Source organism: Chryseobacterium sp. Y16C (assembly GCF_022488405.1).
Classification (GTDB): Bacteria; Bacteroidota; Bacteroidia; order Flavobacteriales; family Weeksellaceae; genus Chryseobacterium; species Chryseobacterium geocarposphaerae.
The window spans coordinates 1,079,938-1,096,234 of sequence record NZ_CP092711.1; the positions used below are offsets into that span (position 1 = coordinate 1,079,938).

Sequence of the window (16,297 nt, forward strand, 5' to 3'; positions counted from 1 at the left end):
TTAATTTTAAAACCGACAAAATGAAAAAAACATTTTTAATATTAGGAATTTTCACCTGCACATTTTTCTTTGCGCAGAAGAGTAAAACGTATCTTTATCTGGATTATAACAGCGTGTGTTGCGGAACTCCATCTACAATCCCTGTAATGACTTATATTGAAACTTTTCAAAGCAGAAACAAAAGAAAACCCATTGAAGTCTACAGACAATCAGGGCTTGGAAGAGAAGGTGAGTTCAAGCTTTTTATCGGAATTGATGCACTTTCAAAATCCCAAAGAAAACAATTCATAAAAGGCCTTGAAGAAACGGTAACATCGCAGAATAATAAAAGAAGTCTCAACAGTGACGGATCTGTATTTTTCACACCGACTCAATCTTTAAGTAAAGAAAAATTAAACCAATTAAATAATTTAACTATCTATAAAAAAGAAAAATTAAAATGATCAAAAACATTGTAGTTATCGGAGCTGGAACCATGGGGAATGGTATTGCACATACTTTTGCACAAAGCGGGTTTAAAGTGAATTTGGTAGATGTATCTCAGGAAGCTTTAGACAGAGGGTTAAAAACCATTACTACCAATCTTGACAGAATAATTGCAAAGGGAAACCTTACAGAAGAACAAAAAGCTGAAACTTTAGGAAATATCACCACTTTCACAGCGCTTCAGGATGCTGTAGGATCTGCAGATCTTATCGTGGAAGCAGCTACTGAAAATCAGGAACTGAAGCTGAAAATTTTCGGACAAATGGATGAATTTGCCCCTGAAAACTGTATTCTGGCTACCAATACCTCGTCTATTTCCATTACTAAAATCGCCGCAGCTACAAAAAGAGCGGACAAAGTAATTGGAATGCACTTTATGAACCCGGTTCCTATCATGAAGCTTGTTGAAATCATCAAAGGATATTCTACTTCTAAAGAAACGTTTGATGCTATCTATGAAATGAGCAAAACGCTAGGGAAAGTTCCTGTAGAAGTCAACGATTATCCTGGATTCGTAGCTAACAGAATTTTAATGCCGATGATCAACGAATCTATCGAAACATTGTATAATGGTGTTGCAGGGGTTGAAGAAATCGACACGGTAATGAAATTGGGAATGGCTCATCCGATGGGACCGCTTCAGTTAGCAGATTTCATCGGTCTTGATGTTTGCTTAGCGATCTTAAATGTAATGTACGACGGATTCAAAAATCCTAAATATGCACCTAATCCATTATTGGTCAACATGGTAATGGCAGGAAAACTGGGAGTAAAATCAGGAGAGGGGTTCTATGACTATTCTGAAAGCAAAAAGGCTGAAAAAGTAGCAAAAATGTTCTCAAAATAAACTTTTAAGTTATGAGTTGTAAGTTTTAAGTTATAAATTTGGCTTATTAAAAGCTGTAATCTATCTAATAACTGCAACGTTGATAAAATTTAAAGAAAAATATATACAGATATTATTGGTCATCATTACGGTAATGGTGACCATTTTACGTTTTTTACTCAATGAAAACGGAAGAGTAAGCCCCGATTCTATACGGTATCTGAAATTTGCTCATGTACTTCCGGAGATCGATAATACCATTACGCCTTTAGGATATCCTTTGAGCATTAAGATCTTTACGTTTTTAGGCACGGATGAATTTTGGGCGAGTAAAATCGTAGGAATTGCGGCCATGCTTTTTATTGTTTTTTTCTCCTGGAAAAAGAATTTTTATTCCAGAGAATCTACTGTTTTAGTCGCTCTTTTCAGCTTTGTTTCTATTTTTGCAGCTACTTTGAGTGAAGGCTGTATTCTGCCTTTTGTTTTCCTTTTCCTGTTTATAGCTGATAAAATTATTAAAGAAAATCTTAAAGGATGGAAAGCTGTTTTTTATCTTTCTTTAAGCTTAATTCTTCTTTATAACATTAGATATAGTTCCCTTTTCATCATGGGAGCAGTAGGTCTTTACGGACTGTTGTTCATCAAACGTAGTTATGGACGTTCATTTTTAATTTCAGGGATTATTTCAGGAGTTTATATCGTTCTTTATAAGCTTTTATTTATTGATTATTTTAATGAAGATTACGTAAAACAGTCTTTGGAAATAGGATTATACCCTACTTCTAAACTTTTAAAGGAATTATTTGAAGGTCTTGCTACCACTTTCAATCCGTTCATCCATATGTCTGATCCGGGTGGTGGGATAATTAATTATGGAATTTACGGATTAGGAGCTTTGAATATTCTTATTATGATCTTCTTATTTACAAGATATAAGCTTACAAATTCAGAGTTTTTCATTGTTTTCACGAGTGTTTTCGGAATTATATGTTCATTTTTCATTCAATATTTTTATCCTGTAGATGCGATTGGTTACAGAATACTTGCTCCGTTCAGTTTTCCGCTATGGTTGGTGTATTTTAGAAAATTATTTCAGCTTTTTGATGTTAAAGTCTATGCTGTCGGAATTTTAAGTATTATGGCCGGAATTCTTTTCACATGGCTTTCCAAAGGAAATTATCTTGAAAACAGGAAAGAAGTGGTTCATTTTTTAGAGTCTGAAAAGCTGGATAAGGTTCCTTTACGGTTTTATTTAAAATCTATGGAAGATCTTGATAAAATGCAGGTTGCAGAACTTGTAAGCACGGTAAATTCTAATTTAGAAGTAACCTTTAAAGCTTCTGACACCTTAAAAAAGACAACCTTAACCTACTATAAAGTTTCTCAAAAAATTAAAATCGACAAGAACAAATACCAATAATTTTGTTATCTTTGATTTAAAGTTAAAACATTAGAAAAATGAAATTACCAAAGTTTTTATTAGCAGATAATTCAGAATTTCCGGAAGATCTTTTCGTAGTTCATACAGAATATCCAAGATTTATCTTAAACGTTGAGGAAGAAGAAGTTGAGTGGCTAGACGATCTAGAGGGTGATGATGAAGAAACGATGGCAGATGAAGCTACTAAAGTAGTAGAAGCTGCTTTCAAGTGGTGTGATGAAGAGTTGGCTAAGTACGATGAAGAAGAGGAAGATTAATACATAATCCTATTAAAACATAAAAAGGAACTCGATTGAGTTCCTTTTATTTTTATATTTTTTACTTTTATTCTGCCTTATTGAATTTTAACAATAAAAGATTGTCCTGATACAATTCTAATGTACTCCCGGAAACAACATATCTGTTTGCTTTTTGCACCATATCCAGGAAATTCTTTTCTACGCTCATATTGTCACACGCCATTTTGGTAGATCCCACCTGTGAAGCCGCGAATTTTCCTGAAGCTGTTTCCATCGTAACGGCACCGAAATATCTGTTACATCCGGAATTTCCGCTGATCTTCGCTCCTTCTACATTCAGGGTCGGAATCTGCCCTTTTACATTATCTGCTAAAGACCATTTTGTATTGGCAATCGAAGGCTGCGCTTTTCCCACTTTTGATGAAGAAGCCACTGTTCCGCATGATACCAAAACTGCTGCTGTGCATATGCTTAAAAAAAGGTTTTTCATTTTTCTCTTTTGATTTAATCCAAATTTACGGAAATTATATTATTTAAAAAGTGATCGGAAAATTTTATTGTTTTTTTAACGATTGTTTTCTAGGTTTATAAATCTATCACTGTTTTCCTTGGAAAAGATGCTTCGGCTTTGCTCAGCATGACATTTATACTAACTTTATACTAGAGATTAATGTGTCGCGATGTCATACTGAGCTTATCGAAGCATCTATAAAAAGAAAACGGACTTTTTACAAAGTCCGTTTCTGATATATCTTTAATGATAATTTTAAGATTATCCTCTCAATTCAGCATTGAATTCTTTCTGAAAAGATTTAATCAAAGATTCCATTACTGCTGCAATCTCTTTTTCTTCTAATGTTTTTTCTTCATTTAAAAGCTCAAAGCTCATTGCGTAAGATTTCTTACCTTCCGGAAGGTTTTTCCCTTCGTATACATCAAATAAATTAATGTTTTTAATGTAAGGAGACTTATTCTTTTTAGCAGTTTCATACAGATCTTCGTAGTTCACGCTCTTATCAATCAATAATGCTAAGTCTCTTCTGATCTTGTTAAATTTAGGAATATCCTTGAATTTCAATTCATTTTTAGAACGCAATTCCTGAGCAAATTCTAATTCAACTTCTGCATAGAAACATTCCTGATCGATGTCAAAATCTTTCAGTTGCTGAGCAGAAACTTTTCCGATTCTTACTAAAACTTTTCCATCCACTTCATACGCTAAAGCATCTGAGAATCTGTCGTCTGACAAAGCAACTTCTTTATAGTCAATTGCTAATCTTTCTAAAAGAACTTTTACATAAGCTTTTAAATTATAAAAACTCGTTGCAGATTTTGGCTGTAACCAGTTTTCAGCAACTTCTCTTCCTGAAACTAAAATTGCCAACTGCTTTCTCTCAGTATATTTATCTTTTTTATGATAGATTTTTCCGAACTCAAAAAACTTGATGTCCTGATTTTTTCTGTTGATATTGTAGATTGCATTCTGAAGAAGACCTTCCAATAAAGATTTTCTCATGAACGCCAAATCACCACTCAAAGGATTCAATAGCTTCACGGCATCCGTTTCATCTTTTACAGAAGTTAATGAATTGTTCATTACTTCATTGAAACCTAAGCTTTGTAAAGTTCTTGCCCAATTGTTCTCCAATTCATCCTGATCGTTTGCGCTCAGCTTTACAGGAGTAAATGAAATCTTTTGCGGAGCATCAATTTTGTTGTATCCATAGATTCTCAAAATCTCTTCAATAACGTCGATTTCTCTCGTTACATCTGCTCTGTAAGCAGGAACTGAAATCTCAAGACCGTTCTGAATTTCATTTAAAACCTGGATTTCCAAAGATTTTAAAATTTCCTTTACTTTTTCTCTGTGAATTTTTGTTCCTAAAATCTGCTCAATTTTAGAGAATCTGATGATCACATAGCTGTCTTCTATTTTCTTCGGATATTCCTCCAACAATTCTCCTACAAGCTTCCCTTCTGCTAATTCCGAAATTAATTTAATCGCGTGAGTAATGGCAGTTCTTGTAAGATTTGGATCTACTCCTCTTTCAAATCTGAAAGAAGCATCCGTATTCAGTCCGTGGAATTTAGCTCCTTTTCTTACTGCAACCGGGTTGAAATAAGCACTTTCCAGGAAAATCGTTTTTGTTTCCGAAGAAACTCCTGAATGAGCACCGCCAAAAACTCCGGCAATACACATTGGGTTGTCTTTTCCGTCTTTAATGATGATTTCAGAACCATTCAAAGTTCTTTCAACCCCATCTAAAGTCGTGAATTTTGTTCCTTCTTTTACCGTTCCCACTTTTACTTTTTTGTCTGCAATTTTATCTGCATCAAAAGCGTGAAGCGGTTGACCATAACCGTGAAGGATATAATTGGTAATGTCTACAACGTTATTAATCGGGCTCAATCCGATGGCTTTTAATCTGTCTTTTAACCAAGCCGGAGAGTCTGCAACTTTTACATCTTCAATTACTGCTCCGATATATCTTGGGCACAATTCAGCATCTTCAACTTCCAGTTGGAAATCGTGAGTGCCTTCGTTATTCAACACTACTGAAGAAACTTTTTCAAAAGTAGATTTCAACTGATTGGTAGAAAGGAAAGCATATAAATCTCTTGCAACGCCGTAATGAGACATGGCATCGGTTCTGTTCGGAGTTAAACCAATTTCAAAAACCTCATCGTTGGTCAGTTCGAAATAATCAGCGAAATTTTTTCCTACTTCATATTTTTCCGGATCTAATACCATGATTCCTCCATGATCTTCGCTCAGTCCCAATTCATCTTCTGCACAAATCATTCCCTGAGAAACCTCTCCTCTGATTTTTGCTTCTTTTATTTCAAAAAAGTTTCCGGTTTTATCATAGATTTTGGTTCCAACAACCGCTACAGGAACTGTTTGCCCGGCTTCTACATTCGGAGCTCCACAAACAATGTTCAACACTTTTCCGTTTCCTACTTCTACGGTAGTTTTCTTCAGTTTGTCTGCATTAGGATGTTTTTCGCAAGTTAATACCTTACCAACAACAATTCCCTCCAAGTTGCCTTTTACACTTTCAAATTTTTCAATTCCTTCAACCTCAAGACCTATATCAGTAAGGAACTCTCCTATTCTTTCAGGTTTTAATTCCGTTTTAATATAGTCTTTCAGCCAGTTATTTGATATCTTCATTGCTCTATTTTGAAAATTTTTAAATGAATTTTTGCGAGTACAAATGTCGTGTTTTTTTGAGAGATAGAGAAATTTAGAAGTAACTTTAAGATAAATACATCACTTTTTATTTCTCACGAAACGACCTATTTTACCAATTGAAAGTTGAGATATTTTTTATAGACTTTTCCCTTCAATATAATCCATTAATGTTTTCTTATAATTGGGAGCAATGACAATCTGCTGATTTCCGATAACAATATGGTTTCTCTCAATGGCTTCTATTTTATTTAAAGCAATGATGTACGATCTGTGAACCCTCATAAAGTCTTCGGAAGGTAATTCTTCTTCAAGTTTTTTCAGGCTCATCAATGTTAAAATAGGTTTAGGATTATCTTTAAGATATATTTTTACATAATCTTTCAATCCTTCAATGTAAAGAACTTCTGAGAATTCAATTTTAACCTGTCGGTATTCTGATTTTACAAAAATGAAACTTTGTTTCCTCTCTGTTTTTTGCGGTGTAGACTCTGGAACTGCCTCAAAATAAGTTCTTGCTTTTTGAGCGGCATTCAGAAACTCATTATAATCAAATGGTTTTAAAAGATAGTCTAAGGCACTCACTTTATAGCCGTCAATTGCATATTGATCGAAGGCAGTTGTAAAGATCACTTTGCTTGTTGCAGGAAGCAGTTTCGAGAATTCCAACCCTGAAAGATCAGGCATCTGAATATCCAGAAAGAAAAGATCAATCTCTTTTTCTTCTTCACACACCTGCATTGCTTCGATGGCACTGTTGCATTTTGCTTTGAGCTCCAAAAAAGGGGTTTTCAAAACATAACTCTCTATAAGATTTAAAGCCATAGGTTCATCATCAGCAATCAAGCAAGTAAGTTTTCTCATTTTATTTTGTTTTCAGTTTCATTTCTGCAATATACATTCCGTTATTGAGATGGGAATGGAATTCATGTTTTTCGGGATACAGCAAACTTAATCTTTTTTTGAGATTTTCAACCCCAATCCCCGATCCACTTTTATCCCTTTCAGTTTTTGGAAAATTAGAGTTGGAAGCGGTAAAATGAATTTCATCCTCCATAATTTCCATTTTAAAACTAATATCTGAATGTTGTGTTGCCGAAACCCCATGTTTAAAAGCATTTTCCACTACTGAAATGAAAAGTAAAGGAGCTATTTCAAGATTCGGAATCGTCTTCGGAAAGCTTGTAAAAACTTTGGTATTATCATTCAGTCTGAGTGTCATCAACTCTATATACTTGTTCAAAAAGTCGATTTCATCAACCAATCTTATTTTTTCTACATCTGTTTTGTACAGAAGATGCCGCATCAGCTTGCTTAAACTGTGAATACTGTGCTTTGCTTTTTCCGGTGCAAAATCAATCAGTGAATAGATATTGTTTAAAGCATTAAAGAAAAAATGGGGTTGTAACTGATATTTCAAGTGTTGTAATTCTGATTTCAATTTAATATTATCTGCTTCACGTTTAATTTCTTCTGCCTGTTTCATTTTCTGCCCGGAATTGATGGCGATTGCAAAAGCTACAGGAATCATATAGATCATAAAATCCATAAAATAGATAAAGCCTTCCGGCGGACGTCTTCCTCCTCCCCCTTTTGGTCTTGGCGTTTCTATTAATGAAAAAATCTGCTGCTTTAAAATGATTAATGCAATGATGAGTATAATGTTCGTGAATATGAAATAAAGTTTTTTATCGGTATACAACCAATTAATCAATACGAAATAATTGATATAAAAAATGATTGCTAAAAACATCAACTGCAGCCAAAAATGTTTGAAAAGTTCCAGCCAGTTTCCATCTGAGCCCAATGAAAAAGCAGCAGGAAGGAAGAACAGAACCAGCCAGATCAATAGATGAATGCTGACTTCCAGTTTTTTATTTTTTAAGGTAATCATTGTTTATTGTTGCTTGAGTTTATATGTATGTTGCGAAACTGCATTAATTCTTTAAAAACAAATGTTTTTTAATAAGATGAGTTTTTTCTCAATTAAAACTTAAATTTATTCAATCCGTTGAAAATTGAAGATTTATGAAATCTTTGGATTAGTGAATTTAAAATTTTTCCCAGCATTTTCCCTACAATTTTAAAATTAAATTTTTGCTTTATTCATATCTCAGCGCATTGATAGGATCCGCCTGAGCTGCTTTTCTTGCAGGATACCATCCGAAAAAGACTCCTGTAATGGTACAGACTGCAAAAGAAATAACAATGGAAACCATCGTAATACTTACCGGCCAGCCTGCAAACTGTTTTACACAAAACGTAGCGACCAACCCGATTATTACTCCTAAAACTCCTCCTGTGATACTAATCAGCACCGATTCTATGAGAAACTGCATCAAAATATCATTTCCTTTTGCTCCTATCGCCATTCTCAATCCAATTTCTTTGGTTCTTTCTTTTACAGAAACGTACATAATATTCATAATCCCGATTCCGCCTACAATTAAGGAAATACTTGCAATAGCCACTAAAAGCACGGTTAACATTTCACTGGTAGAGCTAAATGTCGAGATAAGTTCCTGCTGAGAAGAAACATTGAAGTCATTGTCTTCGTCAGGTTTTATCTTGTGTTGATTTTCCATTACGGCTTTAATTTCATTCACTGCCGCTTCAGAATTTTCTTCGTTTAAAGAGGATGCTACAATAGACTGCAAATAGGTTTGCGCCAAAATTCTTTTCTGAACCGCCGTATAAGGTGCAATAATGATATCATCCTGATCCTGCCCAAAAGTATTTTCTCCTTTTTCTTTTAAAACTCCGATTACTTTAAACGGAATATTTTTAAAACGGATCATTTTTCCGATAGGATTTTCATTAGGGAAAAGATTCTCCTGTACTGTTTTTCCTATGACCGCAACCTTTGCATATGCTTCCACATCATCTTCTGTAAACATAGAACCTTCTTCTACTCTCCAATCACGAATTTTCAGATATTCCGGAGATACACCGTAAATTGAAGTTGGCCAGTTATTGGACCCTGCAATACTTTGTCCGCTTCCATTTACCAGTGGCGAAATGTTTTTAATCAATTTCACCTGTTTTTTTAAAGCATTGTAATCTGCCAAAGTAAGGGTTTGCATTGCTGATGGATCTGAACGTACTCCCCCCATCATTCCTGCTCCGGGACGTACTGTAATCAGATTGGCTCCCATACTGGAAATATTTTTTTTGATGCTCTCTTTCGATCCTTCTCCTATTGCCAACATCGCAATAACAGATGCTACTCCGATGATAATTCCGAGCATGGTAAGCATTGCTCTGGTTTTATTAAGCAAAATTGCTTTCCAGGCTATTTTAAGTAAGTTTAAAAAGTTCATTTTTTTCTTTTTTTAATTAAAAACATTTGCAGACCTTCTTCTTCATTTCTCCGTCATTTTTTCTTTTCAACCTGTCTTCATTGCAGGCCTGCAAACATTACTGCATCTAATCCGCCTTCATTAAAACACACCAAACTAAATATATATTAGAACAAAAAATTCTCTGGCTATTCTGCTGGTGGGAGTTTTGCCAACTCTTCCGAAGCATACAATCTTTGAGTTACCTGTCGGTCTTCAGTAATCTTTCCATCTTTTAGCACCACCGTTCTTTTACTGAATTTTGCAATGTCATCTTCATGGGTCACAAATCCTATAGTAATTCCCTGATCATTTAATTCCTGGAAAAGATTCATGACCTCATAAGAAGTCCTGGTATCTAAATTTCCAGTTGCTTCATCTGCCAATAAAATGACGGGTTGATTTACTAATGCTCTTGCAATAGCGACCCTCTGCTGCTGTCCTCCGGAAAGTTGGCTGGGAACATGATGAATTCTACTTTCCAACCCTACCTGTTTCAATGCCTTTACAGCACGCTCTCTTCTTTCTTCTGCTGAAACTTTAGAGTTATACAATAGTGGCAGCTCTACATTTTCCAGCGCACTTGTTCTTGCCAATAAGTTGTAGGATTGAAATATAAATCCGATTTTTTTATTTCTTATATCTGCCAGTTGATTTTTATTAAGTTCTTTTACCAAAACACCATCCAATTCATACGTTCCTGAGGTTGGCTGATCTAAGCACCCTAAAATATTCAGAAAGGTAGATTTACCAGAACCACTGGTTCCCATGATGGTTACAAATTCACCTTCATTTATGGTAAGATTAATTCCTTTCAACGCGTGAACAATTTCATCGCCCATTCTGAACTCACGCTTCAAATTTTCTATATGGATAATGGGTTTCATTCTACTTTTATTTTAGATTATAAGGTCAAATTCAAAAGGCTTAAGTTCCTTTATTCTTGACCAAAATTTTAATTTAATTCTCCTGATTTTTAGTTTCCCGGAGGCGGACCTTGACTTGAACTTGATTTTTTATTGTTACTGTTTGGTCTTTTTGGCATAAAAGGGCTGCTTTCTGATCCGGATTTCGCTACAGCTTCCTGCTGTTCATCCAAAGCTGTTACAATTTGTTCATCACCCGTCAATCCATTATTAACCTGAACATTGATTCCGTCATTAATTCCTACAGTAATCTGTTTTTGAGAAAGACTTTTATCTTTATTGATGATCCAGATATATTTTTCTTTATTTTTCCCTGTTTTCGTTTCAGGAACTTTACCTGTCAACTGATTTTGCAGATAGTACTTCTGTAAGATTTCTGTGTCCGGACTAAAACTAATCGCCGCTGCCGGAACTGTATTGATATTCTTCAATTCCTGTGTGAAAATAGTCACCGTTGCGGTAAGCCCTGGTTTTAATTTTTGTTCAGAATTATCTGCATCAATAATTACCGTATACGTCACCACATTCGATTCTGTAGTCGCTGCTAATCTCACCTGACGAACCTTCCCGTTAAATTCTTCCTGAGGATAAGCATCCACCGTAAAGCTCACTCGCTGTCCTACTTTCACATCACCTATATCTGCTTCATCTACATTGGCTTCAACCTGCATTTTGGTAATATCTTTTGCAATAGAGAAAAGCGTAGGGGTTGTCATACTTGCCGCAACTGTTTGACCTTCTTCTACTTCACGGCTTAGAATAATCCCGTCAATTGGAGCATAAATATTCGCATAACTCAGGTTTGTTCTTGCCTGTGCTAATGCTGTCTTTCTTTGGTTTACGGTTTGTTGAGAATTTTTCACCTGATACGCTGCCTGCTCATAATCTGCTTTGCTGATCACTCCTGATCTGAACATATTATTCTGACGGTTATAATTCTGCTGATAATAATTAAGTTCGTTCAAAGCCGCTTCATATTGAGCCAATGCATTGTTCACAGATTCCTGAAGATTGGTTTTGTCCAGTTCTGCCAATAGCTGTCCTTTTTTGACCTGAGAATTATAATCAACATAAATATGATTAATGATCCCTGAAACCTGTGTTCCCACCTCAACCTGATCTACCGGCTCCACTGTTCCTGTTGCTGTAACAGATGTTGTGATATTCTGCTTCGCCATCTTTACTGTTTGTATGGAGATCTTAGCCTCTTTTTTCTGAGTAAAATATTGGTAGATAAAGAAGACTGCTACAACCGCAACAAGCGTAATAACTGAGTTTTTAAAGTATTTTTTATATTTTGGATTCATAGCTTTATATTTTATCCTTTATATTTATTTTAATTTGTTGTCAATGTTTTACCTTGGTAAAAGTTCAGAAGCTGAGTGTAGAGAACTGCCATATATTTTGACTGAATGTAGGTCTGTTCATTCGTGAGATAGGTATTTCTGCTTACAGCAAGCTCAGTGGTTGTCAATCCTCCGAATTCAAACTTTTTATTTGCCAAATCATACGCAAGTTTTGCATTATCTCTTGCCACTTTTGAAGATTTCTGTTGAGCCTGATTCGCCACCGCATTTTGCCAGGCTGTTTCAATATTAGAATACAATGTTTTCCCTGCGCTTATTTTATCCAGGTTATTCTGCTCTATATTGATTTTTGCCAACTGTACGTTCGTATCATTCTGCTTTTTAGAGAAGATTGGAATGTTCAGAGACAGCCCTACAGATTTATTGAAGTTATTTTTAACCTGATTAAAATAACTGTAATCCTGTGTACTGGTCAATCCGGTATTCAATCCTGCTGTTGCCGAAAGTGTCGGCAAATAGCCTGTTTTTGTGATTTCTAAACTTTTGGTAAGGATTTCATTCTGAAAATCATAGATCTTAAGATCCGGAAGATTCTCCGTTGCCAGTGTGTATACCTGTTGTTTATCCGGAATTTCATCCATTAAATCATTTAAGTTTACTTTTTCAATCTGAAAATCAATACCCGGATCTAATTCCAAAAGCTGTTTGAGTTTTAAAACCTGCTGATCATAAAGATTCTGACTACTCACTACAGTATATTGGTTCTGTGCATCCTGGGTTTCGACATCCGCCAATTCAAGTTTTGAAATGGCTCCGTTTTTATATTTTGTCTGCGTAAATTTCAATTCCTGTGCTGAAGAGTTTGCCGTTGTTTTAGCAATTTCTATCCCTTCATAATAATATAAAGCCTGCAAATAAGCATTCAGAACATTCAGAACAATATTATTCTCAGCCTGTTTCTGATACAGTTCTGACTGATCAGCAATCATTTTATTTTGCTCAATCTGAAGGTTTAATTTATTCCCCTGATACAAAACTGCGTTGGCAGAAATCCCAAAGCTGTTGGAAAGAATATTCTGATTTACAAAACTACTGGTAATAGGGTCTATACTCGATCCATTGGTAAGTCCTACTGAAGAGGAACCATAAATAGTCGGCAATTTATTGTTTTTCTGTTGTTGATAATTAAGTTGAGCCGTAGTTTTATCTAACACTGTTTTCTTAATAGTGATATTATTTTCTACAGCATAATCAAGACAATCCTGAAGCGTCCATATTTTTTGAGCAGGCGCAAAAATGCCGACAAAGAGTGCTATAATAAGATACTGTTTCATTTTCTGTCTGTTTTACGAAACAAAATTGCTCAATCATGAAACCAATATCAAATGTAATAGACAAACGATGAAATTGTCTAGAAGAACAGTCGTTTTTTACGAAAGGAATATATATAGAATATTTTGAAAGAATACTAAAAAACAAAAAAGAGACCAAAAAATCAGTCTCTTTTTTATATATTTTTTTTTTTAATATTATTACAACCCGATTACCGGCATTGATAACATTAAAATGTTTTCGTTGTCTTCAAGACCATCAAGTGGCTCTATGATTCCCGGTCTGTTGGGTTGAGACATTTTCATAGTGATATCATCAGAACCAAGAATGGTTAGCATTTCCGTTAAGAATTTAGAACTAAATCCGATGTTGATATCTTCCCCGTTATAATCACAAGGAATCTGCATATCTGCTTTGTTTGCATATTCCGTATCTTCTGCATGAAGGTGAAGAATATTCGCCGACAATTTAAATCTTACCTGATTGGTAGATTTATTGGACATGATAGAAGCCCTTTTGATTGCTCCTAATAATAGGTTTCTGTTGATTGTTAATACATTCGGATTTTCTTTTGGAATTACCGCTGTATAGTTCGGATATTTTCCATCGATCAGCCTACAGATCCAGATATGCTTACCAAAAGTAAATTTAGCCATGTTCTCGTTGAAATCGATGGTAACATCATCATTCGAACTTGCCAATATATTTTTGAAAATGTTCAGCGGTTTCTTAGGCATGATGAATTCCATTGGTTCGGCATTCATCAGGTCTGTTCTTTTATAGACAACCAATCTGTGAGAATCGGTAGAAACAAAATTCGTTTCGTTCTCTCCAAACTGGAACAATACTCCCGTCATTACCGGACGAAGAGAATCATTACTTGTCGCAAAAAGTGTATTGGTAAGTGCTTCAGACAAAACTCCTGCCGGCATTGTCACACTTTGAGAAGCGTCAAATTCAGGCAATTCAGGATAATCATCCGCATTGTCCAATGCCACCGCGAAATTATCTTTTTCGTCTAAAATCTCAAGCTGACTTCCTGTTCCTTCTGCATTATCTTTTACAGCCAACGTAAGAGGTTGCTCTCCGTAAGTCTTAATAAAATCTTGAAAAATCTTAGCAGGAACAGCGAATTTCCCTGTATCATCAGACTTCACTTCAAGAGAAGTCACAAGAGTTGTTTCGCCATCAGATGCTGTAATGGTAACGTTTGTTCCGTCTAATTCAAAAAGATAATTTTCTAAAATAGGTCTCGATTGAGAGCTTGATATTACACCACTTACAGTTTGTAACGCCTTCTGCAGTTCACCACTTGAAATAATAAATTTCATAGATTTAAAAATAAGTTTCTACAAATATAATAAATAGAAAACAGATAGAAAAGAATAATTAGGTGAGTTATTAACAACCATCAAAAGAATTTTATAAATATTTCGCTTTCACTTTTGTTCAATATAGATTCTTTTGATTGGATCAATTAACTATTCCTTTTTGTCAATTGAGTATATTTGTCAATAAATTTTTACCATGCGAAAACCACCAATCCATAAAAGTTTTCTAAACGCTTTCCGAGGTGTGTTTTTGATGTTGAAAAACGAAAGAAATTTTCAGATTGAGCTCCTGGCTTTTTTCATTAACCTCTTTTTAATTTTTTATTTAAAGCTTTCTACCATCGATACCATTTTTATTCTGCTTGTTTCTTCCGGGGTCTTAATTTCAGAAATTTTCAACACTGCCATCGAAAAAATCTGTGATATCGTACAGCCCGAATTTGATCAAAGAATAGGTTTTATCAAGGATATTTCTGCAGGAGCTGTTGTTTTAATGACACTTTTGTCGGTTGTTGTTGGAATTTTGGTGTATTGGAAATATATTTTTACTTGATAACCCAATACGAATTTTTGAAATTAGTTTATCATTATTTGATTCAGTTAAAAACTTACTATATCCTAAAGAAAATACTTCTAATTTGTACTGCTTTTTTTGTATTTAATTTATAATATAAAAAGTAAGAAGTAAGGAATAGCTGATACCATTCAAAATCCAATTTAAATCTTGTCATTGCGGCCTGTCCGATCATATAAGGTACCGTAAAATTTATAAATAGTAATAAAGAGAAGAACAACAGTTTCCATTTTTTTTCCTTGAATAATTGGAATAAGCTTATGCATGAAATAAGGTTTAAAATAATAACATACAACTTACGCCCTAACAATATAGATAAAGAATTATCATAGAAATATCTAGATGGTACATACCACAGCATAAGTGCGTTAGCAAAGGCTTTCTTCAATGAAATATATGGATTCTTTTTTACAATATCTTTCACTTCCTTCTCATATATCTTTTCCATTGTAAATTCATCAATATTCATTCTCATTTCCCTTATTTGAGCGCTCCTTTGAGGAGATATTTTTTGCAGTGATTTAAAGACCTGTACATTGTAAAAATAACCAAAGTGTATATTTTGCCAGACCGGAGTTTTAGATATAATTACCTTGTCAAAAGTTAGATAATTACGTACAACCCAGGGTGAATATAAGCAAGCTGTAATACCCAGCAGTACAACCAATTGTTTTATATGGAGCTTTCTAAATAAGACTAAACAGAAAAGAAGAAGTATTGAAATAGGGACAGCAACAACCTGACTTAAAAAAAGTAATGTAGCACTTATCCCCAGTATTATAATTCTTACAACAGTATATCCTTTATTCCAAACAATTAAAAACCAGTATAAAAAATTCAAGAAAATAAGAATAAAAACATTGGTAATTTCCAACGTATTAGAATAGAAAAAATAAGAAGGTGAAAAGATAAATAAATATCCTGTCAATATTCCAACCTGCTCTTTATTAAAAATTTTAGCAATCAGGATGAACATACAAGGAATGAAAAAGCAGATAATATGCTGGGCAACAATCACTGCTTCTTTTGCGTGTTCATCAAAAATAGTAATAAAAAGGGATAAAAAGAAAGGATAAACCGGCAATTTATATGCAGTAGGTCCAATATTCATAAACTCTGCATATTCTCCATACTTGACCAAGTTATTTGCAATATCCCAGTCTTCGAATGTAAGCCCATCAAATCCTTTTTGATAAGAATAGCCAATCTTTGCAATAAAAACTAAAAAATTAAAAATTATGAAAACTTTGTATTTCAGTAAAAAATCAATTCCATTTTTCATCTTAAACCAGACATTCTTATTG

At 34.4% G+C, this 16,297-nt stretch carries 15 protein-coding genes; 5 read left to right on the plus strand and 10 right to left on the minus strand.

What is annotated here, in order from left to right; translation table 11 throughout:
- Nucleotides 1–20 precede the first annotated feature (20 nt).
- The 4 genes from MKS83_RS04700 (at nucleotide 21) to MKS83_RS04715 (ending at nucleotide 3,010) form a co-directional block, all read left to right on the plus strand.
- Nucleotides 21–443, plus strand: a complete 423-nt coding sequence (locus tag MKS83_RS04700) for a hypothetical protein (protein ID WP_240582188.1) — start codon at nucleotides 21–23, stop codon at nucleotides 441–443.
- Nucleotides 443–1,333, plus strand: coding sequence for a 3-hydroxybutyryl-CoA dehydrogenase (locus tag MKS83_RS04705; RefSeq protein ID WP_175608832.1), 891 nt, complete (start codon nucleotides 443–445; stop codon nucleotides 1,331–1,333). Before MKS83_RS04700 ends, MKS83_RS04705 begins: the two co-directional genes overlap by 1 nt.
- Nucleotides 1,334–1,412: 79 nt before the next feature.
- The gene (locus MKS83_RS04710; protein WP_240582189.1) at nucleotides 1,413–2,732 is read left to right on the plus strand and encodes a hypothetical protein; all 1,320 of its coding nucleotides are present in this window, start codon (nucleotides 1,413–1,415) and stop codon (nucleotides 2,730–2,732) included.
- A 38-nt stretch (nucleotides 2,733–2,770) separates the two neighbouring features.
- Nucleotides 2,771–3,010: a hypothetical protein gene (locus MKS83_RS04715; RefSeq protein ID WP_002977986.1), complete on the plus strand. Its 240-nt coding sequence runs from the start codon at nucleotides 2,771–2,773 to the stop codon at nucleotides 3,008–3,010.
- A gap of 67 nt (nucleotides 3,011–3,077) precedes the next feature.
- Here MKS83_RS04715 and MKS83_RS04720 read toward each other — a convergent pair whose 3' ends face one another.
- The 9 genes from MKS83_RS04720 to dnaN form a co-directional block, all read right to left on the minus strand.
- On the minus strand, nucleotides 3,078–3,482 hold the full coding sequence (locus MKS83_RS04720; protein WP_240582190.1) for an META domain-containing protein: 405 nt from the start codon (nucleotides 3,480–3,482) through the stop codon (nucleotides 3,078–3,080).
- A gap of 282 nt (nucleotides 3,483–3,764) precedes the next feature.
- A complete protein-coding gene (pheT, locus tag MKS83_RS04725; protein WP_240582191.1) occupies nucleotides 3,765–6,167 on the minus strand; it encodes a phenylalanine--tRNA ligase subunit beta in 2,403 nt (800 codons plus the stop codon).
- Between the two features lie 156 nt (nucleotides 6,168–6,323).
- Entirely contained in the window at nucleotides 6,324–7,049 is a 726-nt protein-coding gene (locus MKS83_RS04730; protein WP_240582192.1) for a LytR/AlgR family response regulator transcription factor, read from the minus strand.
- Nucleotide 7,050: 1 nt separating this feature from the next.
- Nucleotides 7,051–8,079 carry a sensor histidine kinase gene (locus MKS83_RS04735; RefSeq protein ID WP_240582193.1) on the minus strand — a complete coding sequence of 343 codons (1,029 nt, stop codon included), beginning with the start codon at nucleotides 8,077–8,079 and terminating at the stop codon, nucleotides 7,051–7,053.
- Between the two features lie 208 nt (nucleotides 8,080–8,287).
- Entirely contained in the window at nucleotides 8,288–9,505 is a 1,218-nt protein-coding gene (locus MKS83_RS04740) for an ABC transporter permease (protein ID WP_240582194.1), read from the minus strand.
- A 167-nt stretch (nucleotides 9,506–9,672) separates the two neighbouring features.
- Nucleotides 9,673–10,410 (minus strand): ABC transporter ATP-binding protein, encoded by a 738-nt coding sequence (locus MKS83_RS04745; RefSeq protein ID WP_240582195.1) that lies wholly within the window; start codon nucleotides 10,408–10,410, stop codon nucleotides 9,673–9,675.
- Nucleotides 10,411–10,499: 89 nt separating this feature from the next.
- Complete coding sequence (locus tag MKS83_RS04750) at nucleotides 10,500–11,756, minus strand: efflux RND transporter periplasmic adaptor subunit (RefSeq protein WP_240582196.1); 1,257 nt, start codon at nucleotides 11,754–11,756, stop codon at nucleotides 10,500–10,502.
- A 29-nt stretch (nucleotides 11,757–11,785) separates the two neighbouring features.
- Nucleotides 11,786–13,090 (minus strand): TolC family protein, encoded by a 1,305-nt coding sequence (locus MKS83_RS04755; protein WP_240582197.1) that lies wholly within the window; start codon nucleotides 13,088–13,090, stop codon nucleotides 11,786–11,788.
- 198 nt (nucleotides 13,091–13,288) lie between these two features.
- Nucleotides 13,289–14,419, minus strand: a complete 1,131-nt coding sequence (gene dnaN / locus MKS83_RS04760) for a DNA polymerase III subunit beta (protein ID WP_100375979.1) — start codon at nucleotides 14,417–14,419, stop codon at nucleotides 13,289–13,291.
- A gap of 196 nt (nucleotides 14,420–14,615) precedes the next feature.
- On the opposite strand from dnaN, the gene MKS83_RS04765 reads away from it, so the two are divergent.
- Complete coding sequence (locus MKS83_RS04765; RefSeq protein ID WP_240582198.1) at nucleotides 14,616–14,972, plus strand: diacylglycerol kinase family protein; 357 nt, start codon at nucleotides 14,616–14,618, stop codon at nucleotides 14,970–14,972.
- A 58-nt stretch (nucleotides 14,973–15,030) separates the two neighbouring features.
- Here the strand turns inward: MKS83_RS04765 and MKS83_RS04770 are convergent, their stop codons facing one another.
- Entirely contained in the window at nucleotides 15,031–16,275 is a 1,245-nt protein-coding gene (locus MKS83_RS04770) for a glycosyltransferase family 39 protein (RefSeq protein WP_240582199.1), read from the minus strand.
- Nucleotides 16,276–16,297 lie beyond the last annotated feature (22 nt).